Origin of the sequence: Zafaria sp. Z1313, assembly GCF_050563205.1 — a bacterium.
GTDB lineage: Bacteria > Actinomycetota > Actinomycetes > Actinomycetales > Micrococcaceae > JAZDCJ01.
The window spans coordinates 68,783-89,167 of sequence record NZ_JBNWUK010000014.1 but is presented as its reverse complement, the minus strand read 5'-3'; the positions used below and the strand labels follow the sequence as shown (position 1 = coordinate 89,167).

General features: G+C 72.6%; 16 protein-coding genes. 8 read left to right on the top strand and 8 right to left on the bottom strand.

Translation table 11 applies throughout. From position 1 onward, the window contains the following. The coding region (locus ACQ3I4_RS12695; RefSeq protein WP_430633653.1) for an IS256 family transposase at positions 1 to 1,197 on the top strand (1,197 nt) is incomplete at its 5' end. A 452-nt stretch (positions 1,198 to 1,649) separates the two neighbouring features. Here the strand turns inward: ACQ3I4_RS12695 and ACQ3I4_RS12690 are convergent. The 3 genes from ACQ3I4_RS12690 to ACQ3I4_RS12680 form a co-directional block, all read right to left on the bottom strand. After that, a complete protein-coding gene (locus ACQ3I4_RS12690; protein ID WP_430633652.1) occupies positions 1,650 to 3,026 on the bottom strand; it encodes an ABC transporter substrate-binding protein in 1,377 nt (458 codons plus the stop codon). Between the two features lie 198 nt (positions 3,027 to 3,224). Continuing rightward, complete coding sequence (locus ACQ3I4_RS12685) at positions 3,225 to 4,235, bottom strand: carbohydrate ABC transporter permease (RefSeq protein WP_430633651.1); 1,011 nt, start codon at positions 4,233 to 4,235, stop codon at positions 3,225 to 3,227. Next, positions 4,232 to 5,080 carry a carbohydrate ABC transporter permease gene (locus ACQ3I4_RS12680; protein WP_329860693.1) on the bottom strand — a complete coding sequence of 283 codons (849 nt, stop codon included), beginning with the start codon at positions 5,078 to 5,080 and terminating at the stop codon, positions 4,232 to 4,234. The genes ACQ3I4_RS12685 and ACQ3I4_RS12680 overlap by 4 nt, the downstream gene beginning before the upstream one ends. A gap of 756 nt (positions 5,081 to 5,836) precedes the next feature. On the opposite strand from ACQ3I4_RS12680, the gene infA reads away from it, so the two are divergent. The 6 genes from infA (at position 5,837) to rplQ (ending at position 9,036) form a co-directional block, all read left to right on the top strand. Further along, a complete protein-coding gene (gene infA, locus ACQ3I4_RS12675) occupies positions 5,837 to 6,058 on the top strand; it encodes a translation initiation factor IF-1 (RefSeq protein ID WP_068731548.1) in 222 nt (73 codons plus the stop codon). A gap of 75 nt (positions 6,059 to 6,133) precedes the next feature. After that, positions 6,134 to 6,247: a 50S ribosomal protein L36 gene (gene rpmJ, locus ACQ3I4_RS12670; RefSeq protein ID WP_030148013.1), complete on the top strand. Its 114-nt coding sequence runs from the start codon at positions 6,134 to 6,136 to the stop codon at positions 6,245 to 6,247. Between the two features lie 157 nt (positions 6,248 to 6,404). Then, on the top strand, positions 6,405 to 6,779 hold the full coding sequence (gene rpsM / locus ACQ3I4_RS12665) for a 30S ribosomal protein S13 (RefSeq protein ID WP_329860538.1): 375 nt from the start codon (positions 6,405 to 6,407) through the stop codon (positions 6,777 to 6,779). Positions 6,780 to 6,815: 36 nt separating this feature from the next. After that, entirely contained in the window at positions 6,816 to 7,217 is a 402-nt protein-coding gene (gene rpsK / locus ACQ3I4_RS12660; RefSeq protein ID WP_329860537.1) for a 30S ribosomal protein S11, read from the top strand. Positions 7,218 to 7,387: 170 nt separating this feature from the next. Further along, a complete protein-coding gene (locus ACQ3I4_RS12655) occupies positions 7,388 to 8,398 on the top strand; it encodes a DNA-directed RNA polymerase subunit alpha (RefSeq protein WP_329860536.1) in 1,011 nt (336 codons plus the stop codon). Between the two features lie 86 nt (positions 8,399 to 8,484). Then, positions 8,485 to 9,036: a 50S ribosomal protein L17 gene (gene rplQ, locus ACQ3I4_RS12650; RefSeq protein ID WP_329860535.1), complete on the top strand. Its 552-nt coding sequence runs from the start codon at positions 8,485 to 8,487 to the stop codon at positions 9,034 to 9,036. Between the two features lie 253 nt (positions 9,037 to 9,289). Here the strand turns inward: rplQ and ACQ3I4_RS12645 are convergent, their stop codons facing one another. The 5 genes from ACQ3I4_RS12645 to ACQ3I4_RS12625 form a co-directional block, all read right to left on the bottom strand. Continuing rightward, complete coding sequence (locus tag ACQ3I4_RS12645; protein WP_430633650.1) at positions 9,290 to 10,063, bottom strand: alpha/beta fold hydrolase; 774 nt, start codon at positions 10,061 to 10,063, stop codon at positions 9,290 to 9,292. A gap of 67 nt (positions 10,064 to 10,130) precedes the next feature. Then, the gene (locus tag ACQ3I4_RS12640) at positions 10,131 to 10,826 is read right to left on the bottom strand and encodes an ABC transporter ATP-binding protein (RefSeq protein ID WP_329860532.1); all 696 of its coding nucleotides are present in this window, start codon (positions 10,824 to 10,826) and stop codon (positions 10,131 to 10,133) included. Continuing rightward, positions 10,823 to 11,947 (bottom strand): ABC transporter ATP-binding protein, encoded by a 1,125-nt coding sequence (locus ACQ3I4_RS12635; RefSeq protein ID WP_329860691.1) that lies wholly within the window; start codon positions 11,945 to 11,947, stop codon positions 10,823 to 10,825. Before ACQ3I4_RS12635 ends, ACQ3I4_RS12640 begins: the two co-directional genes overlap by 4 nt. Positions 11,948 to 12,062: 115 nt before the next feature. Continuing rightward, a complete protein-coding gene (locus ACQ3I4_RS12630) occupies positions 12,063 to 14,891 on the bottom strand; it encodes an FtsX-like permease family protein (protein ID WP_430633649.1) in 2,829 nt (942 codons plus the stop codon). Next, a complete protein-coding gene (locus ACQ3I4_RS12625; protein ID WP_430633648.1) occupies positions 14,888 to 18,427 on the bottom strand; it encodes an FtsX-like permease family protein in 3,540 nt (1,179 codons plus the stop codon). Before ACQ3I4_RS12625 ends, ACQ3I4_RS12630 begins: the two co-directional genes overlap by 4 nt. A gap of 536 nt (positions 18,428 to 18,963) precedes the next feature. Here ACQ3I4_RS12625 and ACQ3I4_RS12620 point away from each other — a divergent pair. Continuing rightward, entirely contained in the window at positions 18,964 to 19,800 is an 837-nt protein-coding gene (locus tag ACQ3I4_RS12620) for a tRNA pseudouridine synthase A (RefSeq protein WP_329860689.1), read from the top strand. Positions 19,801 to 20,385: the final 585 nt, after the last annotated feature.

Sequence of the window (20,385 nt, the reverse complement as noted above, 5' to 3'; positions counted from 1 at the left end):
GCAGAATCAGTAGCAGGACCGTCGGTGGGGACCAGTGGCCCCCACCGACGCCACTGCTGGCCCCCACCGGCAATATCACTGGCCCCGAACGGCAATATCGGATGGCCTCCAAGCCTTCGAATACTCAGCTACCGTGCCCGCCCGTTCGACACACGCGCCGGCACGCTGGAGGCCGCGGTCCCGAAGCTGCGCTCCGGCTCGTACTTCCCGGACTGGCTCCTCGAGCGCCGGCGCCGCGCCGAGGCCGCTCTGACCACGGTCGTGGCCACCAGCTACCTGCTCGGGGTCTCCACCCGCCGGATGGAGAAGCTCGTCGAAACCCTCGGGATCACCCGGCTCTCGAAGTCCCAGGTCTCGCTCATGGCCCAGGACCTGGACGCGCAGGTCGAGGCGTTCCGCACCCGCCCGCTGGACGCCGGGCCCTACGCGTTCGTGGCCGCCGACGCCCTGGTGCTCAAGGTCCGCGAGGGCGGCCGGGTCGTGAACGTCCACGCGCTGGTCGCCACCGGCGTCAACGCCGACGGGTACCGCGAGGTCCTCGGGATCCAGGCCTCCTCCGCGGAGGACGGCGCCGGCTGGCTCGGGTTCTTCCGCGACCTGGCCGCGCGCGGGCTCACCGGGGTGAGGCTGGTGACCTCCGACGCCCACGCCGGGCTCGTGGCCGCGATCGGCGCGACCCTGCCCGGCGCCGCCTGGCAGCGCTGCCGGACGCACTACGCGGCGAATCTGATGTCGGCCACGCCCAAGGCGTCCTGGCCGTGGGTCAAGACGCTGCTGCACTCGGTCTACGACCAGCCCGACGCCGCCGGCGTGCACGCCCAGTTCGACCGGGTCCTGGACGCGCTGGCCGAGAAGCTGCCGAAGACCGCCGACCACCTCGAGGCCGCCCGCGAGGACATCCTCGCGTTCACCGCGTTCCCCAAGGGGCTCTGGCGCCAGGTCTGGTCCAACAACCCGCAGGAACGCCTGAACCGGGAGATCCGCCGCCGCACCGATGTCGTCGGGATCTTCCCCGACCGCGACGCCCTGATCCGCCTCGTCGGCGCCGTCCTCGCCGAGCAGCACGACGAGTGGACCGAATCCCGCCGCTACCTCGGCCTCGACCTCATCCAGCAATCCCTCACCGTCGGCACACAGCCGGGCACCGACACCGACCCGAAGGAGGACACCGGCACCGACCTGACGCTCAGCGCCTAACCAACCAAGAATCACGCGGCACCCGCGTTACACCACGCAAATGGACTTGACCGCGCAGCCTTCCACGGGTGACGCCGGATTCGCGGGCCTGCCGCAGGGTGAAGACCCGGTCCTGCAGGGCGGGCGGGAAGGGGGATGGAGGGCGCATCCTCCGATGCTGCCGGAAGCCCGCCGGCGAAATCGGGTTGTCCACAGGTTTCCGGGGGAGAGTGGGCCCCGGAAGCGCGAGCCGGGGCACCCAGCCGGCCGTCCGGCGTCGTCCTCTCCACCCGGCCCCAACCCTCCCGGGGGCCGCCCGCACCCAACCCCTCCCGGGCCCACCCACTCTCGGGCCCCCTCCCGGGCCCACCCCTCCCGGCGGCGTCGGGGACGCTGCGGGAATACCCGCGTCCGAACGACATCTTCCCCGACACCGCCGGGGGGTGGCTAGGAGGGGGAGGAAGCGGCGCCCCCTACGCGTCGATCTTCGGCTTGACCTGGGACTCGTAGATCCCCTCGAGCGTCGACTTCAACGCGCCGAGCGACTCCTTGACGTCCTTCTGCTGCGTCAGGATCGCCGCGGCCGTCTTCGCCATCTCCTGGTCGGCACCGGGCAGGAAGACGCGGGCGAAGTCCTGCGTGCGGGTCTGCGCGAGCTGGTCCATGGCCGTCTGGATCTGGGGCTTCTCGGCGAGGACGGCCGACATGTCCGCGGACTTCCGGTTCGGCATGTAGCCGGTGGCGGCGGAGAACGCGGCCGTGTTCTCCGGCTCCCCGACGAACTTGATGAACATCGCCGCGGCGAGCTGTTCCTCGGGGCTCACGCCGGACGGGATGCCGAGGCCAGCGCCGCCCGTCGGGCAGACGGGGCCGTCGACGCTGCCGCCGGGCAGGAAGCCCACGCCGACGTCGAACTGGGCGTTGCCGAGGATGCCCACGAGCGATCCCGTGGAGACGATCGTGGAGGACACGGCACCCGAGGCGAAATCGGCGGCGGCGTCGGTGGAGGAGACGCCGGCCCACTTCGCGTCGCCGTAGACGGAGTCCTGCATCCACTGGAACGCGGCCACCGCCTCGTCGGAGTCGCACGTGATCTCGAACCCGTCGGACCATGCCGCGCCGTTGCCCCACAGGTTGTTCTGCATGGTCCAGGCGGCGTAGCCGGCCAGCTCGGGGTAGGTGAAGGGCGTCAGGTATCCGGGCGCTGAGGCGTTGGCCTCGGCGATCCGCGGCGCCCATTCCTCGAACTCGGCCCACGTCGCCGGCGCCCGGTCCTCGAGGCCGGCGGCCTTGAAGTGGTCCTTGTTGTAGTAGAACAGCGGGGTGGAACGGCCGTACGGCATGGCCCACTGGGCGCCGTCGTACTGGTAGTCGGCGACGAGCGAGTCCTGGTAGTCGCCCAGGTCCCAGTCGAGCTGGGCGATCAGCGGGTCGAGCGGGGCGATCGTGCGGTCCATGTAGTAGCGGAACCACCAGACATCGGACAGGACGACGACGGCCGGCAGCCCCGACTTCGAGGCGAGCGTGGACTGGAACTTCTGCGCGATCTCCTCGTAGTTCGCGCCGGCCGTGACCAGGTTGACCTTGATCTCCGGGTGGGCGGCCTCGAACTTGGCGATCAGTTCCTTCTCCACCGCCTGCGACTGGCCGGGGTGCGTGGACCAGAAGTCGATCGTGGAGGCCGGCGTGACGCCCGAATAGTCGGTCGCGTCCTCGGCGGCGGCGTCGCCCGTACCGGCGGTGGAGGGACCGCCGCATGCGGCGAGGGCGAAGGCGGATCCGCCGAGCGCCGCGAGCCCCAGGAAGCGGCGGCGGTCGAGTGCTGTGGCGGGGAGGTGGAGGCGGCTCATGAGGGCCCTTTCGAGTGGTGGTCTGCCGGCGGCTGGCGCGCCGGGGAACGGGAACGTCCCGAGCCTCCCAGCGGCGCTTGGCCGGCAGGTGAACCGCGGGTAACCCCCGGCCGACCTGCGGTGATCGGTCGGGGGAGGACGACGCCGGGGCCGCCGTCCGCTTCGGTCCTCGCCTCCTCGGATGGGCGGGCCGGGCCGTCAGCCCGTGACGGATCCCTGCGTGAGCCCCGCGACGATGTGCCGCTGCAGCAGCGCGAACACCAGCAGCACGGGCAGGATCACCAGGACCGCGCCGGCCATGAGCACGCCCCACTGCGAGTTGCCCTCGGAGTTCTGCAGGAGCGTCAGGCCGACGGGGAGGGTCATCTTCTCCGGGTGGTCGACGATGATGAGCGGCCAGATGTACTCGTTCCACTCGGACACGATCGTCACGAGCGCGACGGTCGCGATCGACGGCCCCGACACGGGAACGACCACCCGCCACAAGCGCGCCCAGTGGTTCGCTCCGTCGATCTCGGCTGCCTCGAGGATCGAGTACGGCAGCGTCTTGAAGTGCTGGCGCAGCAGGAACGTGCCGAACGCGGTCCCCAGCCCGGGCAGGATGATTCCCCACAGGGTGTTCCGCCCGCCGAGGTCGCTGATGAGCAGGTAGTTCGGCAGGATCGAGACCTGCGGCGGCACCATGAGCGCCACGAGCACCAGCACGAACACCGTGTTCTTGAAGGGGAAGCGCACGAACACCAGCGCGTAGGCGGTCAGGATCGCGAGCGCCACCTTGATCGCCGCGCCGACGAACGTCACGATCGTCGAATTCAGGAAGAACCGCCCGAACGGCACCGAGCTCATGGCCGTCGCGTAGTTGTCCAGAGTGGGGTCCTTCGGCAGGATGCTCAGCTGCGTCGTGATGATCTCCGGCGGCAGCTTGAGCGAGGAGAGCATCATCCAGGCCAGTGGCAGGAAGACGGCGAGCAGCGTCACGGCGAGGGGAAGGTACCCGCCGAGCGCGGTCGACCAGATGTTCCCGCCGCCGGCCGCAGCGCCCCGTCCGGAGAGCGCCCGCCCACGGCCACCCGGGCCACCGCCTCCGCGGAGCCCGGCGCCGCGGCCGTCCCGCGCCGCACCCCGGCGCGTGCGGCGCGGTCCGGGGGAGGAGGGTTCGGCGTCGTACCCGGAAGGGCGGCCGGGAGGGGAGGTCTCGACGGTGCTCATGCGTAGTGCACCTTCCTTTCGACGAAGCGGAGCTGGACCAGGGTGATGACCAGGAGGATCACGAACAGGATCGTGGAGATCGCCGCGGAGTAGCCGGCCTGGTTGTAGGTGCCGAAGGCCTGGAGGTAGGCCTCGTACACGAGCGTGGAGGTGCCCTGGCCGAGCGGGGTCATGATGCGGATCAGGTCGAACGCCTGCAGGGAGGAGATGAGGCACGTGATGGTCAGGAAGAACGTCGTGGGCGAGAGCAGCGGCAGCTTGATGGACCAGAACTGCCGCAGCGTCCCGGCACCGTCGAGCGAGGCCGCCTCGAGCACGTCCTTGTTGAGCGACTGCAGCCCGGCCAGGTACACGACCGCGCAATACCCCAGGTTCTTCCACACGTACACGATGATCACCATGACCAGCGCGAGGTCCGGGTTGTTGATCCACTGCGGGCTCGCCTGCCCGAACGAGCGCAGGACCCAGGACAGGACGCCGTAGACCGGGTCGAAGATGAACAGCCACACCAGGCCGACACCCACGCCGGAAAGGACGTACGGGGCGAACACCGCCGCGCGCGTGAGGGTGGTGCCGCGCAGGCCGCGGTTCAGGGCGAACGCGACGAGCAGGCCGAGCGCCATGGAGCCGCCGACCGTCCACAGCGTGAAGACGGCCGTGGTGCCGAGGACATCGGCGGCGTCGGGGCCCGTGAGGAAGCGGCGGTAGTTGTCGAGCCCGGCGACCGTCGCCGTGGGGGAGCCGAGCGTCCAGTTCAGGGTCGAGTACTGCAGGTTCGCCAGCAGCGGCCGGTAGGTGAACACGGCGATCAGCAGCAGGTTCGGGGCGGCGAACGCCAGGAAGATCCAGAACTCGCGGCGGCTGCGCGCGCTGCGGCGGGTGCCGCGGGTCCCGCTCGGGCGCGGGTTGGCCGGATGGCGTACGACGCCGGGGCCCCGCCTCCCGCCCGGAGCTTCCGGCGCGTCGGGGCCGGGCGGCGCGACGCGTGCGGGCGCGGCGGAAGGAGCGGCCGTGGCGCGTGCGTGGGTGGCGTGTGGGCGGGCGGTACGCGCGGTGGCGGCGTGTTCCGCGGCGGTGGTGGGCGCGGGCCCGGCGGCGCGCACGGGGCCGGTGGGGCCGGGCGTGGTCGCGGTCGCGGGCGGCGCGGTCGACGAGGCGGTGGATTCCGGATTCACGCCGACCACCGTTGCACGGCGGGTGGAACGGCGCGGGTCGGCAGGTGACGAGTCGATGAACCCGAAGCCAACGCTCGCCCCGGCACCGGCGGCCCTGACACGCGCGCCGCTCCCGTCACCTGGCCGCGCACCCAGCCTTCACGCGCGACCCTCCCCGTGGGGTCGGGGAAAGTGCGGGAATACCTCGCGCGGAGCGACATCTTCCCCGACGCCGCCGACGGGAGGATCGCGACGCGCCGGTGTGTTGGACGCCGCCACGCGGCGATTCGCGTTATCGACCCCAAGCGGGTAGGCTTGTTTGTTGGTTGTCTCTATGCCTATGCCCAAAAACCCGGGACCTGTCCACGGGTGCGGCGGATGCTGGAAACAAGCAAAAAACATACACGTCGGAAGCGCAAGCGACCGGCACAAACGTTAGCGGAGGATATGGCCAAGAAAGAGGGTGTCATCGAGGTAGAAGGCACCGTGTCGGAGGCACTGCCCAATGCGATGTTCCGCGTTGAGCTTCCCAACGGACACGTGGTCCTTGCCACTATCTCGGGCAAGATGCGTCAGCACTACATTCGGATCCTCCCCGAGGACCGCGTGGTGGTTGAACTCAGCCCGTACGACCTCAACCGCGGCCGAATCGTCTACCGCTACAAGTAGACCCGGAGCCCGCCCGTCAGGGAGGGCCTCGACGCCTACTGCTCCACATCAACAGCAACCGCAAAGGAAAGAACCTTGAAGGTCAACCCTAGCGTGAAGCCGATCTGCGAAAAGTGCAAGGTGATCCGCCGCAACGGCCGGGTCATGGTGATCTGCGAAAACCCACGCCACAAGCAGCGCCAGGGCTAGTTTCCCGCACGGGAAACCAGGCCTGCGCGTAGTTAGTAAATACGGCAGCACAGCGTCCACTACGCGGGACGCACACCCCCGGCACGGAGGCCGGGGACCTGGAGACAGGGTGGTGCTGCTCCACACCTCCGCGAAACACCGAAGGAAGACAACCACTATGGCTCGTCTCGCTGGCGTAGACATCCCGCGCGAAAAGCGCGTGATCATCGCGCTTACCTACATCTACGGCGTGGGCAAGACCCGTGCAGAACAGACCATCGCCGAAACCGGAATCTCCCCGGACATCCGCGTCAAGGACCTCACGGACGAGCAGCTGCTGCAGCTGCGCGACTACATCGAGGGCAACTTCAAGGTTGAGGGCGACCTCCGCCGCGAGGTGGCGGCCGACATCCGCCGCAAGGTGGAGATCGGCTCCTACGAGGGCATCCGCCACCGCAAGGGCCTGCCGGTCCGCGGTCAGCGCACCAAGACCAACGCTCGTACCCGCAAGGGCCCGAAGCGCACCGTCGCCGGTAAGAAGAAGACCCGCTAAGCGGATCCCCACACACCCAATTCGTAGGAGTTAGCAATGCCCCCAAAGACTCGTGGAGCGGTGCGTAAGCCGCGTCGCAAGGACAAGAAGAACATCGCGCTGGGTCAGGCGCACATCAAGAGCACGTTCAACAACACCATCGTGTCCATCACGGACCCGACCGGTGCCGTGATCTCCTGGGCCTCGGCCGGCGAGGTCGGGTTCAAGGGCTCCCGCAAGTCCACCCCGTACGCCGCCCAGATGGCCGCCGAATCCGCCGCCAAGCGCGCGCAGGAGCACGGCATGAAGAAGGTCGACGTCTTCGTGAAGGGTCCGGGCTCCGGCCGCGAGACCGCCATCCGCTCGCTCCAGGCCGCCGGCCTCGAGGTCGGGTCCATCCAGGACGTGTCCCCGAGCGCGCACAACGGCTGCCGCCCGCCGAAGCGCCGCCGCGTCTAGTTGAGGCACGCGCGGTACGCCCCGCCGTCGTCCTCCCCCCGGGGGTACGACGGCGGGGCGCGCCCCGCGCGGTCCTCTCGCCTGATCCAGACGGACGCCCGAGCGGCAGACGTCGTTTCCACCCACATGTGTTGCGTCATATAGCGGATGCTCGCTGAAAGGAAATGTAAGTGCTTATTGCACAGCGCCCCACCCTCACCGAAGAAGTAGTAGCGGACAACCGTTCGCGGTTCATCATCGAGCCGCTGGAGCCGGGCTTCGGCTACACCCTGGGCAACTCGCTGCGCCGCACGCTGCTGTCCTCCATCCCTGGTGCTGCTGTCACCAGCGTCCGGATCGACGGCGTGCTGCACGAGTTCACCACCGTTCAGGGTGTGAAGGAAGACGTCACCGAACTGATCCTGAACATCAAGAACCTCGCCGTGTCCTCCGAGCACGACGAGCCCGTCGTGGCGTACCTGCGCAAGCAGGGCCCCGGCGTCGTCACGGCCGCGGACATCACCCCGCCGGCCGGCGTCGAGTTCCACAACCCGGACCTGCACATCGCGACGCTGAACGCGAAGGGCAAGTTCGACATGGAGCTGACGATCGAGCGTGGCCGCGGCTACGTCTCGGCGTCGCAGAACAAGAGCGTCGATGCAGAGATCGGCCGCATCCCGGTCGACTCGATCTACTCGCCGGTGCTGAAGGTGACCTTCCGCGTGGAGGCCACCCGCGTCGAGCAGCGGACCGACTTCGACAAGCTGATCGTCGACGTCGAGACCAAGGACTCGATCCTTCCGCGCGACGCCGTCGCCTCGGCCGGCACCACCCTGGTGGAGCTGTTCGGCCTGGCCCGCGAGCTCAACGCCGCCGCCGAGGGCATCGAGATCGGCCCGTCCCCGACGGATGCCGCTCTCGCCGCCGACATGGCGCTGCCGATCGAGGACCTCGACCTGACGGTGCGCTCGTACAACTGCCTCAAGCGCGAGGGCATCCACACGGTGGGCGAGCTCGTGGCCCGTTCCGAGGCCGATCTGATGGACATCCGCAACTTCGGTGCCAAGTCCATCGACGAGGTCAAGGCGAAGCTCATCGAGCTGGGCCTGTCCCTGAAGGATTCCCCTCCAGGGTTCGACCTCGCCGCTCGTGCCGCCGCGATCGATGAGGACGACGTCGACTTCAGTGACGACGAGGCCTAGGGCCGCCTTCACAACCAGTACTTTGCCTGCTGCATCCCCGCCGAGACGGCGCGGAGCCGCGGGCACCATATGAGGAGATAACAACAATGCCTACCCCATCCAAGGGTCCGCGCCTCGGAGGCGGTCCTGCCCACGAGCGTCTGATGCTGGCCAACCTGGCCGCCCAGCTGTTCGAGCACAAGCGCATCACCACGACGGTGACCAAGGCCAAGCGCCTGCGCCCGTACGCCGAGCGCCTGGTGACCTTCGCCAAGCGCGGCGACCTGTCCTCGCGCCGCCGCGTGCAGGCCGCGATCGCGTCCCGCAGCCGCACCAACAAGGGCATCGTCCACGAGCTGTTCGAGAACATCGCGCCGCTCATGGCCAACCGCGACGGCGGCTACACCCGCATCACCAAGATCGGCAACCGCAAGGGCGACAACGCCCCCATGGCCGTCATCGAGCTGGTGCTGGAACCGGTGTCCCCGAAGCAGGCCGTCGTGAAGGAGGCCGAGAAGGCCGCCGAGCAGGCCGCCCCCGTCGAGGAGCCGCAGGTCGAGGAGACCGAGGTCGTCGAGACCGAGGCCGCCGCCGAGGAGACCGAGGCTCCGGCCGAGGCCGCTGAGGAGACCGTCGAGGAGAAGAAGGACGAGGCCTAGGCCCCGACCCTCTGAGCCGCCGACAGGCACAGCGTCCAGGAGGCCCGCCACCCCGTCAGGGGAGGCGGGCCTCCTGCCGTTCCCGGGCACCCTCCCCGCTCCCGGAGGCTCCGGAGGCTCCCGAACGCTTCGCCCGCGCCACCCCCTGCGGGGGACTTCGGACGGTGGGCGTACCGCGTGCCCTGGGTCCTCGAGCGGGCGGGCCCTTGAGCGCGTTGGAGCCTGGGTGACCGCCGTCCGGGAAAACCGGGGCTCAGGGGGCCGAGACCGAGAGCTCTTCGATGCGCCCCGCGAGCCATCCGGGACGCTGCAGCGGGAGTCCGTGTCCGGCGTCGGGCACCGTCTCCTGGACGCATCCCGGCAGGGCGCGGCGCAGGGCGGCGGCGGAGCGGAGCATCAGGGCGCGCTCGCGGGCGCCGGCCATGACGACGGCGGGGCCCGGGTAGCGCCGCCAACCTGCCGGGGGCTCGAAGCGCAGGTTCTCGCGGACCGCGTTGACCAAGGTCGTGCGGCTGATGCCGCGGGAGGTCGCCAGGTACTCGGGCAGCAGCTCGTCGGGAACGTGGAGCTCACGGGCCTGGGCGCGGGCGAACCAGGCGTAGCGCGCGAGCGGGGAGGCGAGGGCGAGCAGTCCCAGCGTCGACGCGGCCAGGGGTCCGGGCATGGGCTCGGCCTGCGCGCTCACGGCCATGACTCCGCGCACGAGCTCCGGGGACGTGGAGGCCAGCGCGACGGCGAGCTGCGCGCCGAGCGAGAAGCCGACGACGACGGCGCCCCGACGCGCGGTGGCCCGCGGACCGTCGACCGGGGGCATGCCCAGGAGATCGCGCAGGAGTGCCAGGGCATCGTCGTGGGTCGTGTAGGGAGCGTCCGCGCTGCGTCCGTGTCCGGGCAGGTCGGGGACCAGGACGTGGTGGCTCGTGGCGAGCCGCTGGGCGACGGGCCGCCACATCCAGCCGGCCATTCCTCCGCCGTGCAGCAGGACGACGGCTGGGGCGTCGGACGGACCGAGTCTCTCGCAGTGCATGCGGCCATCCTCGCACGCCCGCACACCGGAACGCCCGTGCGGCGGGTGGGCGCAGTGAGCGCGGAGGTCAGGCCGTGATGCGGCCGTCGTGGAGCTCCAGGACGGTGTCGGCGCGTTGGATCATGAGCGGATCGTGCGTGGAGACGACCGCCGCGACGCCCTGCTCGCGCACGAGCGTCCCGAGCAGGTCCATGATGGTCGCGGCGGTCCGCGAATCCAGCTGGCCGGTCGGCTCGTCGGCGATGATCACCGCGGGCCGGTTCGCCAGTGCCCGGGCCGTGCCGACGCGCTGCTGCTGCCCGCCGGAGAGCTCCGACGGCCGCTGGTTCCGGTGCTTCTCGAGCCCCACGAGCCGCAGCAGCTCGTCGACCCGCTCGCGCCGCGCCGGCGCGTCCCACCGGGCGATCCGCAGCGGGACCTCGACGTTCTCTGCCGCGGTGAGGATCGGCAGCAGTCCGAACGACTGGAAGATGAAGCCGAGGTCCCGCTGCCGCAGCGCCACGCGGCCGGGCTCGTCCATCGCGGTCAGCTCCCGCTCCGCCCCGTCGCCGCCGCGCAGCCACACCCGCCCGGAGTCCGGAGCGTCGAGCCCGCCGAGGCAGTTCAACAGCGTCGTCTTGCCGGAGCCCGACGGTCCGCGCACCACCATGAGCTCGCCCGCGTGCACGGCGAGGTCGACGTCGCGCACGGCGTGCACCGCGGCCTCGCCGCTCCCGTAGCTGCGGTTCAGTCCCTCGGCCCGCAGCGCCACCGGACCGCTCATGACTGCTCCTCCCGTCCCGTGTAGCGCTGGGCGCCGCGCGGCCGGCGGTAGGCCGCGTCGGAGTCCCCGGCCGGCGTCCCTTCCTGGTCCGGGGAGGACGACGCCGGGGCCCCACCACCGCTCCCGGCACGCCCCGGGTCGGGGCCGGGATCCGGAGCGGCGTCCCCGGGGGGATCCTCCGCGGTCGGGGACTCCGAGTTGCCTGTGGCCGAAGCGGCCGCAGGCGGCGGGGCGTGGCCGGGGGAGACCTGGACGTGGTCGTCCTGGAGGCCCAGCCGGACCCTCTCGCGCATGTCGAGGGCATCCATGAACTCCTCGGGCAGCTGCAGCCGTCCGACCTTGTCGATCACGGCGAACTCCTCGGCGATCTGGTGCTCGTGGCCGGCCTCGGTCGTGTGGGTGCGGCGCAGGGTCTCGGTGGAACAGCGGCCGTCGCGGATCTGGATGGTGCGGCGCACGTGCTCGGACACCGTGGGGTCGTGCGTGACGATCAGGGTCGTGGTCCCGAGCTCCTCGTTCACCGCCCGCATGGCCTCCAGCACCTCGGCGCTCGTGCGCTCGTCCAGCTCGCCCGTCGGCTCGTCGGCCAGGACCACGCGCGGGTTGTTCGCGATCGAGACCGCGAGCGCCACGCGTTGCTGCTGCCCGCCGGAGAGCTCCGAGGGCAGCCGGGCCCCGAGGTCTCCGAGCCCCACGGTCTCGAGCAGGTAGCCGGCCCGTTCGCGCGCCTCGCGCCGGCGCCCGATCGACATCGGCAGCATGACGTTCTCCCGCGCGCTCAGGTAGGGCAGGAGGTTACGCGGCGTCTGCTGCCAGACGAAGCCCACGGTCTCGCGCCGGTAGCGCACGCGTTCGGCGCCGCGCAGCGTCAGCAGGTCCACGCCGGCGACGCGCGCCGTGCCGGCCGTGGGCAGGTCGAGGCCGGAGAGGATGGTCAGCAGCGTGGACTTCCCCGAGCCCGAGGCCCCGATGATCGCCGTCATCTCGCCCTCCTCGACGCGCAGGTTCAGCCCCTGCAGCGCCTGCACCTCGAAGCCGTCGCCGCTGAAGATCCGCACGACGTCCTCGCACACGATGACCGGCTGCGCGGAGCCGGTCGGCTGTCCACGCCCCGGCCCCAGCGCCGCGGGCGCGGTGCCGCCGTCGACCGGCGTGCCGCCCTGCGTGGGCCGTCCGCCCACCGGCACGCCCTCGCGGCCCGCTTCGTGCGTGCTTCTGCTGCTCTGCTGCATCGTCCTACTCCTGTCCGATCCTCAACACGGTCGCCAGCTGCTGCCGCCGCGCCGCCCACAACGCGGCCGCGAGCGAGGCGCCCAGCACCACCGCGAACAACCCCAGGAACCCCAGCATGAGCCACGGGTCCACGCTCAGTGCCGGCGGTCCCGCGCCCCGGGTGTAGCCCTGCAGGTCGAGCCGGGGGAGGACGACGGCGGTGAGCGCCGCACCGCCGACGGCACCTGAGGCGAGTGCGGCCAACGACGGCGGGACCAGCTCCCAGAGCACGAGCCGCGGATCCTGCGTGGCCGGCATGCCGAGCGTGCGCAGCAGCGCGACGAGCTGGTTCCGTGCCGGCCCGGTCACGAGCGCGGTGAGCACGAGGGTCAGCAGTGCCAGCAGGGCGACGACGCCGACGATCGCCCACAGCCCCGCGCTCAGGCCCTTGACCGCCGGTTGGTCCAGGATCCTCGCGGCCTCGCCGTCCGGGGTGGCCAGCACGGAGGACCCGGGCACGGCATCGCGGATCGCGGCGAGGACCTCGGCCCGGTCGGCTGCCGGGTCGAGCCGGAAGTACACGATCGAGGGCCGGGTCTGGCTGCCGCGGACGGCGTTGTAGTTGGCGACGTCGACCATCGCCCAGTCCACGGCGGGCACGATCCCCGCGTCCTGCGGTCCCGTCCCGACGAGCACGGCCGGGTAGTAGCGGTCGAAGCGCACGGTCCCCTCGCCGCTCAGCGCTCCGTCGAAGCGGTCGGAGAGCAGCACCGGGACCGGCCGCGTCGCGAGGTCCGCGTCCTCGACGGAGGCCCCCTCCGCGCCGGCGGTCCCGGCGTCGTCCACTCCGCCGACCGTGCCGTCGGGGAAGAGCCGGGACAGGCGCTCGGCGCCGATGGCGCCGGGGAAGCCCGCCTGGACCTCGGCGAGGGCCCGCGTGTCGGCGGCGAGGAAGCGGTAGTTGCGTCGGGCGCCGGGCAGGTCGACGGCGCGGGCGCCGACGTCGGAGACCACCGCGAGCGCCTGCACCCCCTCGATGCCGCGCAGGGCGCGGACCTGGTCCGGGTCCAGGGGCGTGCCGCGGTACTTCACGTCCGCCCCGACCTCGGCCCGCGCGGTCTCGGCGATCCCGTCCCGGACGGTCGCGAGCAGCAGCCCGGAGAACACGAGGACGGAGACGCCCACGACGAGCGCGAGCAGGGGAACGACCGTCGCCCCGGGGGCCCGCAGCCCGCGCTCGGGCCCGAGGAAGCCGATCAGGCCCGTGGAGGCCCGCCCGCGGACGGCCCAGCGCCGCAGCACCACGGGGTACAGCCGCAGCACCACCACGGTCAGGGCGAGCCCAAGCAGCAGCGGCGTCGCCGCGAGCAGGGGGTCGACCCCGAGGCCGGCGGCAGCCCCGGCGTCGTCCCCGGCACCCGTTGGCCCGCTCGCGCCGCGCTGGTAGAGCAGGACGACGGCGGCCGCGGCCGCGAGCACGACGAGCCCTTCGAGCGCGGCGCGGAGCCGGGCGGACGGGCCCGTGCCGTCGCCGTCGTCGCCGTGGCGCAGCCCGGTGGGGATGTGGGTGAGGCAGAACAGGGCCGCGGGGGTGAGGCCGGCGGCGAGTGGGAGCCACAGCTGGCCGGGGCCGATGAGCGTGCCGGGAACGGTGGAGGGGACGAGGACGACGGCGGCCGCGGCCCCGAGCGCGGCGGCCGGCAGTCCGTAGGCGAGTCCCTCGAGTGCGAGGATGGCGCGCAGCTGGGGCCCGGAGGCACCGCGGGAGGCGACGAGCGCCAGGGCCGTGCGGCGCCGGCCGAGGACCAGGCGCACGGCCAGCGCGGCAGCGGCCAGGGACACGCCGAGCGGCCCCGAGGCCAGGAGCGCGAGGGCCTGCTGCGTGGTCGCGGTGATGCGCGTGGCCTCCGAGACGGCGTCCTGCGCGCGCGAGGTGAACGGGATCAGATGCCTTCCCGCGTCGCTCTCGAGCGCCATGGGGGCTGCGCCGAGGCCGCGCAGCTGCTGCTCGAGCGCGGCGGCGTTGCCCGTGTGGACGCGGGAGGCGTCGAGTGGCATCCACTGCCTCACGGTGACCGACGCGTTGGCCGTGGCGAAGGGCCGGAGCAGGACGTCCGGGTGGACGAGCGCGCCGGTGTCGACGTCCCAGCCGAGGTCGGGATCGAAGGCGAGCGCGGGTTCGGCCAGGGCGGTGTCGAGGCTCCACAGGACGGCGCCGGGGTCCGCGGGGCGGTACGTGCCGGCGAGGACCAGCGGCCGTTGCGGTGGGCGCTCGCCGGTCTCGCCGAAGACCTGGGGCGCCTGCGGAACGAGCCGCTCCTCGCCGATCGCCCACTGCGCGGTCTCGGCGGCCGTGGCGGGCAGCATCACCTCGACCGGGGCGGCGTCGTCGCCACGGCGCGGCTCGGCGGGCAGGCGGCCGTCGACGACCTCGAGGGCTCCCGCGGCCGACGGGGCCAGGGTGAGGTCCAGGGTGAGCGAGCGGACGCGGTCCGGCAGCCCGGAGACGACGGGGACGCCGGTGGCCGCGGCGGTCCACGCGGGATCGCCCGTGGCGTCGCGCAGCTCGGGTGGCAACTGGTCCCGGTAGGCGTCGAGCTGGGACTGGAAGGACTCGGGGGAGAAGGCCGCGGTGCGCTCGGGCAGCCGGGGTTCGGCCCAGGAGCCGACGAGGGCGCGGTCGCCGGGGCCGAGCTGGGCCAGGCCGTGCTGCAGGGAGGCGGTGTGCATGGACAGGATCGCGCGCGGCCAGAGGGTGAGCAGTCCGGCGACGATGAGCACGAACACGGCCAGGAGGACGGTGGGTCCGCGGTGGCGGCCGAACTGGCGGCGGAGCAGGGCGGCGAGCATCATCGGAAGTCCACCGCCAGCTCTCCGCTGCGGGCGTGCCGGCCGACGGCGCGCCCGTACCACCACACGCACGTCGCGACGGCGCCGAGTTCGACGGCCGCGGCTGCGGCCAGGACGGGCCAGTCCACGAGGAACGGCACGGGCATTTCCGCGGGCGCGCCGACGAGCGCGGAGCGGGCGAAGAGCGTGGCCGTGAGGGCCGCGGTGCCGAGCCCCACGAGGGTTCCGCAGACGACGCCGGTGCCTCCGACCAGCGCGAGCTCCAGCCTGCGGCTGCGCACCTGGGCCGCGGCGGAGAGGCCGAGGGCGCGCAGGATCGAGGTCTCGCGGCGGCGGTGGTGGACGAGCGCGAGCGTCGCCGCCGCGAGGGCCGTTCCGCCGAGCAGCAGGATGCCCGCGAAGCCGATCCACAGCGCGTCCCGGGCCGGGCTCGTGAAGCGCTGCGGCGCGGCGGCCTCCGCGGTGTCGACGGCCCCGGCACCGGGGAGCGCGGCGAGGATCCGGCCAAGCTCTGCGGACGTGGCGTGGGGTGCGGCTGTGCCTGCGGCGGCGCCGGTGGGCTCGCCGGCGGCGGTGGCTGCGCCGGCCGTGGCGGATCCGTCGGCGGGGGAGGCCCAGAGCTGGTTGGGCCGCGGCTGGACGGGGGAGTGGTGAAGGTACGCGGCCTGCAGGCGTGGCCAGTCGACGAGGACGCCCGACGCCGTGGGGAGGCCGGGCAGCACGGGCGCGGTGCCGGCGACGTCGAGCTGGAGCCGCGTCCCGCCGACGGCGGCCCCGAGGGGCCCGCCCAGGGTGCCGATCCGGCCCGCGAGCTCGGCGGAGAGGATGGCCGGGACCGGGGCGTCGGCGATGGGCGCCGCGATGAACCTCGCCCGGGTGAAGCGTCCGTCGGCCCGTTCGAAGTCGTAGACGGCGTCGAGTCCCTGCTGCTGCGCGTCCGCGAGCCCCTCACCGGTGAAGTCCCCCGAGGGGACGATGAAGTCTTCGGCCGCCAATGGGGCCCCGTGTAGCGCGCCCGTGAAGTCCACCGTGCGGAGCTGGAGCTCGTGGTGGGCGCTGCCGTCCGGCGGGGCGGCGTCGAGGTCGAGGGCGGCGATCCGGAGCGGCTGCCTGGCGGCGTCGGGAAGCGGGAAGTCGATCTCGAGTTCGGCCTCCGTCCCGGCCACGACGGGCAGCGCGGCGGGCGCGGTGGCGGGAATGGCGTGCAGCTGGCCGTCGGCATCCGCGATCCAGGCCGTGGCGGTCAGGGTCCGTCCGGTTCCCGTGGCCTGCCCCGCCTCGGGCAGACGCCGGATCATGTCGTGGAACGCGTTCAGCTCGGCGGGGGTCATCTGTGCCAGCTCGGCTTCGCTCGGCGCTTCGAAGACGTCGGCCTCGAAGGCGACCCGCTCGGCCCGCGCCACAAGCCGGATGGAGTCCGTGCCCTCCGGAACCACGAGGGGCTCGGGCCAGTCGGCGGGCGCGCCGGCCGTGCCGGACCCGCCCGTCGTCCCGGCGGGACGTCCTGTGGAGCCGTCGGCGCCGTCGAAGCCGTCGGACGGCGCGACCAGGTCCGCGCTCCCGAGGACGCCCGGACCGCCGAGGAGGGCGGCGGCGCGCTCGGCGTCGAAGATCCCCGGGTCCGCGCCCACCAGGCCGGCTAGCGCCGTGGAGTCGACGGCCGAGAGCATGGAGCGCTCGGACCCGGTGCGCAGTTCGGCCGAGTAGACCCGTGAGGCCGTTGCGCCGGCCTCCGACACGGGCGCGAGCGGCACGATTCCCGCTCCCGGCCGCACCGTGCCGGGCCCGGGGAACGCGGCCCGCACCGTGCCGCCTCCGAGCTGGCCGGCCGCATGCTGCGCGGCCCCGCCGGTCGCAGTGAACGAGGCGCTGAAGGCGGCCGAGGACAGGGTCAAGGCCACGAGCAGCGCAGGAACGGCGAAGTAGCCGAACCCACGCGCGAGCGTCCGCCCTGCCAGGACGGCCGGCATGCCGGGGAACCGGCCGAGCAGCGGGTCGGCGAGCCGCGCTGCCGCCGCGCCGAGGCCCACCGCCGCGAGGCAGAGCCCCACGATCAGCAGCGCGGGCGCGGGCGCGGCGACGGGGTTCGCCCCTCCGGCCGCGCCGGCGTTCAGCGGCGAGCCGGTCGTGAGCAGCTGCCACGTGCTGAGGGCCGCCGCCCCGGCGCCGAGGACGCCGAGCACGTAGCCGACCGGGGCCAGGCGGCGCAGCGCGGTGCCGGTGTCGGGCAGGGAGCGCAGGGCGGCCAGCAGGGCGGCGCCGGTGGCGAGGACGACGCCGGTGCCCGCCGCGGCGACGGGAACCCACCACGTCACCGCGGCCGCCTCTCCCAGCAGCGGCACGTAGCCTCCGGGTGCGCCGGTGCGCCAACGGGCGAGGACGGGCAGCAGCGCGGCGCCCAGGCCCCAACCCGCGAGCGCGCCGGCGACGGCGGGAACGGCCGACTCGGCGGCGGCGAGCGCGGTGGTCTGCCCCGGTGCGGTGCCGCGCGAGACGAGCAGCAGCGCCTCCTGCGAGCGGTAGCGGACGAGTAGACGGGCCAGCATCGCGAGGGCCAGGACGGCGACGAGGACGAGGAGGACGGCAGCCGCGGGGATGATCGCGCCCGCGGACTGGGAGGCCGCGGCCGCGGTGGCGAGCGTCGCGGGCAGGGCGCCGCTCGCGACGACGCCGGAGCGGTTCACGGCTCGGTCGGCCGCCGCGGCGTCGGCGAGGCCACCGAGCCCGGCGACGAGGCGGGACAACTGGCCGGCCTCCACGGTGTCCGGATCCAGGGCCAGCCCGTGCAGCGTGCGCTCCGAGGCGCCGGCGTCCACGAGGAGCGCGGCGGCGTCGACGGGGGCGGCGAGGACCAGCACGGGCCCGTCGAGCGCTGCGGCCGGGTGGGCGAGCAGGGCGGCGGCGGACGGTTCGGGGTCGTCCAGCACGGAGGCGACGAGCAGGACCGCCGCGGGTCCACCGTCCTTCCCCTCCAGGGGCAGGGTCCTTCCAGGGCCCAGCCCGTACGCCTCGGCTGAGGACGCTCCGACGGCCACCCGGACCACGGGGCCCGGCGACTCATCGGAGTCGACGGGCGGCGCGTCCTCGAGCGTGAAGGCCTCCGAGGAGACCACGGCGATGGCCGGCCGTTCCGCGGTGGCGGCCCCGGCGTCGTCGGGGTTTTCGGTGTTACCCGCGCCGGCCTCGCCGTCCGCACCGGGAGCGGTGCTGCCGTCGCCCGGGGCGGCGGCCCCGGCGTCGCCTGCGAGATCCAAGCCCGTGAGCAGGGAAGCGTCCGACCGCGCGACCCCGTCCTCGAGCCCCCGCGCGGCCACGAGGGCGTCGAAGGCCTGCCGGTCGGAGGCCGCGCCCGAGTGGAGCGCGAGGTACGTCGTCGAGTCCTGCGGCCCGGCCGCCAGCGCGCGCAGGGCGTGCCCCGTCGCGAGCCCCGCGTGCCCGCTGCCGAGCGTCAACGCGGCGGTCGCTAGGAGCACGGCCCCCCCGAACACGGTCAGCAGCCCGCGGTGCCGGCGCGCGCGGGGGAGTGCGATGAGACGCATCAGCACCGCGGACCCCCCTCCGGCCAGCGCTGTGTGCGCCGGGCAATCAGTTCACGCTATCCGGTTCCGACATGGGTGTGAAGAGCTTCCTGAACACCGTGTGGACGAATCCGCCCATGTCACGGATGTGGAAGGGAGGTTCGGACAGCTGCCCTCCGGAGCGCGGAGATGGCCGTGCGCCGCAACATCGCCCGGAGCGTGGGGCCGCCGCGCGCCGCCGCCGATGGATCGTCAGGTCTTGGACGATTCGTCGTCCAACGGTCACGGTTTCGTCCAGGACGTGATGATCGGGGAGGCCAATCACTTGCGGCGCGTGGGGAGCGCCCGCCCCTGTCCCTACGCCTAGAATCGTGCGCATGGAAAACTCCGTCCCGGCCGGCAACCCGGCGCGTCAGGAGGCCGCCGGGCCGGACGCTCGCGCGGAGGCCCCCCGGGAACCCGAAGCCTCCGAGACCGCCACCGCCCCCGCGGCACCTGAAGCCGCCACAATCCCCGAAGCCCCGACGCTTCCCGGGATCCCCACCGTACGGATCCGCATGGACCTGGCCTACGACGGCACCGGGTTCTCCGGTTGGGCCACGCAGCCCGGTCGGCGCACGGTGCAGGGCCTCGTCGAGGAGGCCCTCGCGCTGCTCTTCCGCCGGCCCGTGCGCACGACGGTCGCAGGCCGCACGGACGCGGGGGTGCACGCGCGGGGCCAGGTCGTGCACTTCGACCTCACGCCGGACGAGTACTCGGGGCTCCCGCGTGGCAAGGACATCCCGCCGGAGACCGCGCTCGTGCGCCGCCTGCGCGGGGTCATGGGCCGCTACGGCAGCGAGGTCGTGGTGCACGCGGCCGCGCTCGCCGGGCCAGGGTTCGATGCCCGCTTCTCGGCCCTGTGGAGGCGCTATTCGTACCGGATCGCGGACGGCGGCGGGCGCTGGGATCCGCTCACGCGCAACGACACGCTGTGGTTCGACTCCGCCCTGGACGTCGACGCGCTCAACGCCGAGGCCGCGGCGCTCAACGGGCGGCACGACTTCCTGAGCTTCTGCAAGCCGCGGGAGGGTGCGACGACGATCCGCACGCTCGAGGAGTTCCGGTTCGATCGCGGCGCGGACGGCATCATCGTGGCGCACCTGCGGGCGGACGCGTTCTGCCACAACATGGTGCGCACGCTCGTCGGGGCGGTGCTGCGGGTCGGGGACGGTCGTGAGGAGCCGGGCTGGCTCGCGCTGCGGCTCGGCCAGCGGATCCGCGATGCCAGGACGACCCTCGCCGCGCCCCATCCGCTGGTGCTGGAGGAGGTCGCCTACCCGGCGGATGCGGAGCTCGCGGCCCGTGCCGAGCTGACGCGGGCGCGGCGCACGCCGGCGGACGCGGCGCGCTAGGGGCGCGGCCGAGGCCGGGAACGGGCGGAGTACGACGCCGGATGCGCGCCTTCCGGGCCCCGTATCCCGGGCGCGGGGTGGGGCCGGCGACCATGTTGCGTAGTGCGCGCTGGGGTGGCGAGGTGGTAGCTCGACTCGTGATAGCAGGAGACTCCGACCGGATCAAGGCTTTTGCCCACATGGGTGCCCACATTGTTGACGAAAACTTTGTGGGTCAACCTTCTTGGGAACCCGCACCAAGAGTGCTGAAGTGGAGGTGTTGGTGTTCTCCTAGAGGTAGGCGATGGCGGGTGGGATCCCGTCGAGGCCGTTGATCCCGAAGGTGAGCGCCGTGTAATCCGTCTCTGACAAGTGCTTTTGTGGTTTTCCGCATGAATGGGCAGGCGCATTGAGTCGGAAACGAATATTCAATACAATCGCATAAATACCGAAGCAAGGCCGCGCCAGTCTGAGACTGGAAGCGGCACGTGCGGGCGGCGCGAGTTGGGGTTCTGTTGGGCGAACGCGCTGCCCACCGTTTGAAACCGTATCCGGGTTGGGGAATCCGGTGCGCGTTGATCATAAATGCATACATCTCTTTTGGGG

What these genes read in the sequence shown, in the direction of transcription:
- ACQ3I4_RS12645 (WP_430633650.1), bottom strand. Translation starts at nt 10,063, where the DNA reads ATGCACTGCGAGAGACTCGGTCCGTCCGACGCCCCAGCCGTCGTCCTG.
- ACQ3I4_RS12630 (WP_430633649.1), bottom strand. Translation starts at nt 14,891, where the DNA reads ATGATGCTCGCCGCCCTGCTCCGCCGCCAGTTCGGCCGCCACCGCGGA.
- rpsK (WP_329860537.1), top strand. Translation starts at nt 6,816, where the DNA reads ATGCCCCCAAAGACTCGTGGAGCGGTGCGTAAGCCGCGTCGCAAGGAC.
- infA (WP_068731548.1), top strand. Translation starts at nt 5,837, where the DNA reads ATGGCCAAGAAAGAGGGTGTCATCGAGGTAGAAGGCACCGTGTCGGAG.
- ACQ3I4_RS12620 (WP_329860689.1), top strand. Translation starts at nt 18,964, where the DNA reads ATGGACCTGGCCTACGACGGCACCGGGTTCTCCGGTTGGGCCACGCAG.
- ACQ3I4_RS12685 (WP_430633651.1), bottom strand. Translation starts at nt 4,235, where the DNA reads ATGAGCACCGTCGAGACCTCCCCTCCCGGCCGCCCTTCCGGGTACGAC.
- ACQ3I4_RS12640 (WP_329860532.1), bottom strand. Translation starts at nt 10,826, where the DNA reads ATGAGCGGTCCGGTGGCGCTGCGGGCCGAGGGACTGAACCGCAGCTAC.
- rpsM (WP_329860538.1), top strand. Translation starts at nt 6,405, where the DNA reads ATGGCTCGTCTCGCTGGCGTAGACATCCCGCGCGAAAAGCGCGTGATC.
- ACQ3I4_RS12625 (WP_430633648.1), bottom strand. Translation starts at nt 18,427, where the DNA reads ATGCGTCTCATCGCACTCCCCCGCGCGCGCCGGCACCGCGGGCTGCTG.
- ACQ3I4_RS12690 (WP_430633652.1), bottom strand. Translation starts at nt 3,026, where the DNA reads ATGAGCCGCCTCCACCTCCCCGCCACAGCACTCGACCGCCGCCGCTTC.
- rplQ (WP_329860535.1), top strand. Translation starts at nt 8,485, where the DNA reads ATGCCTACCCCATCCAAGGGTCCGCGCCTCGGAGGCGGTCCTGCCCAC.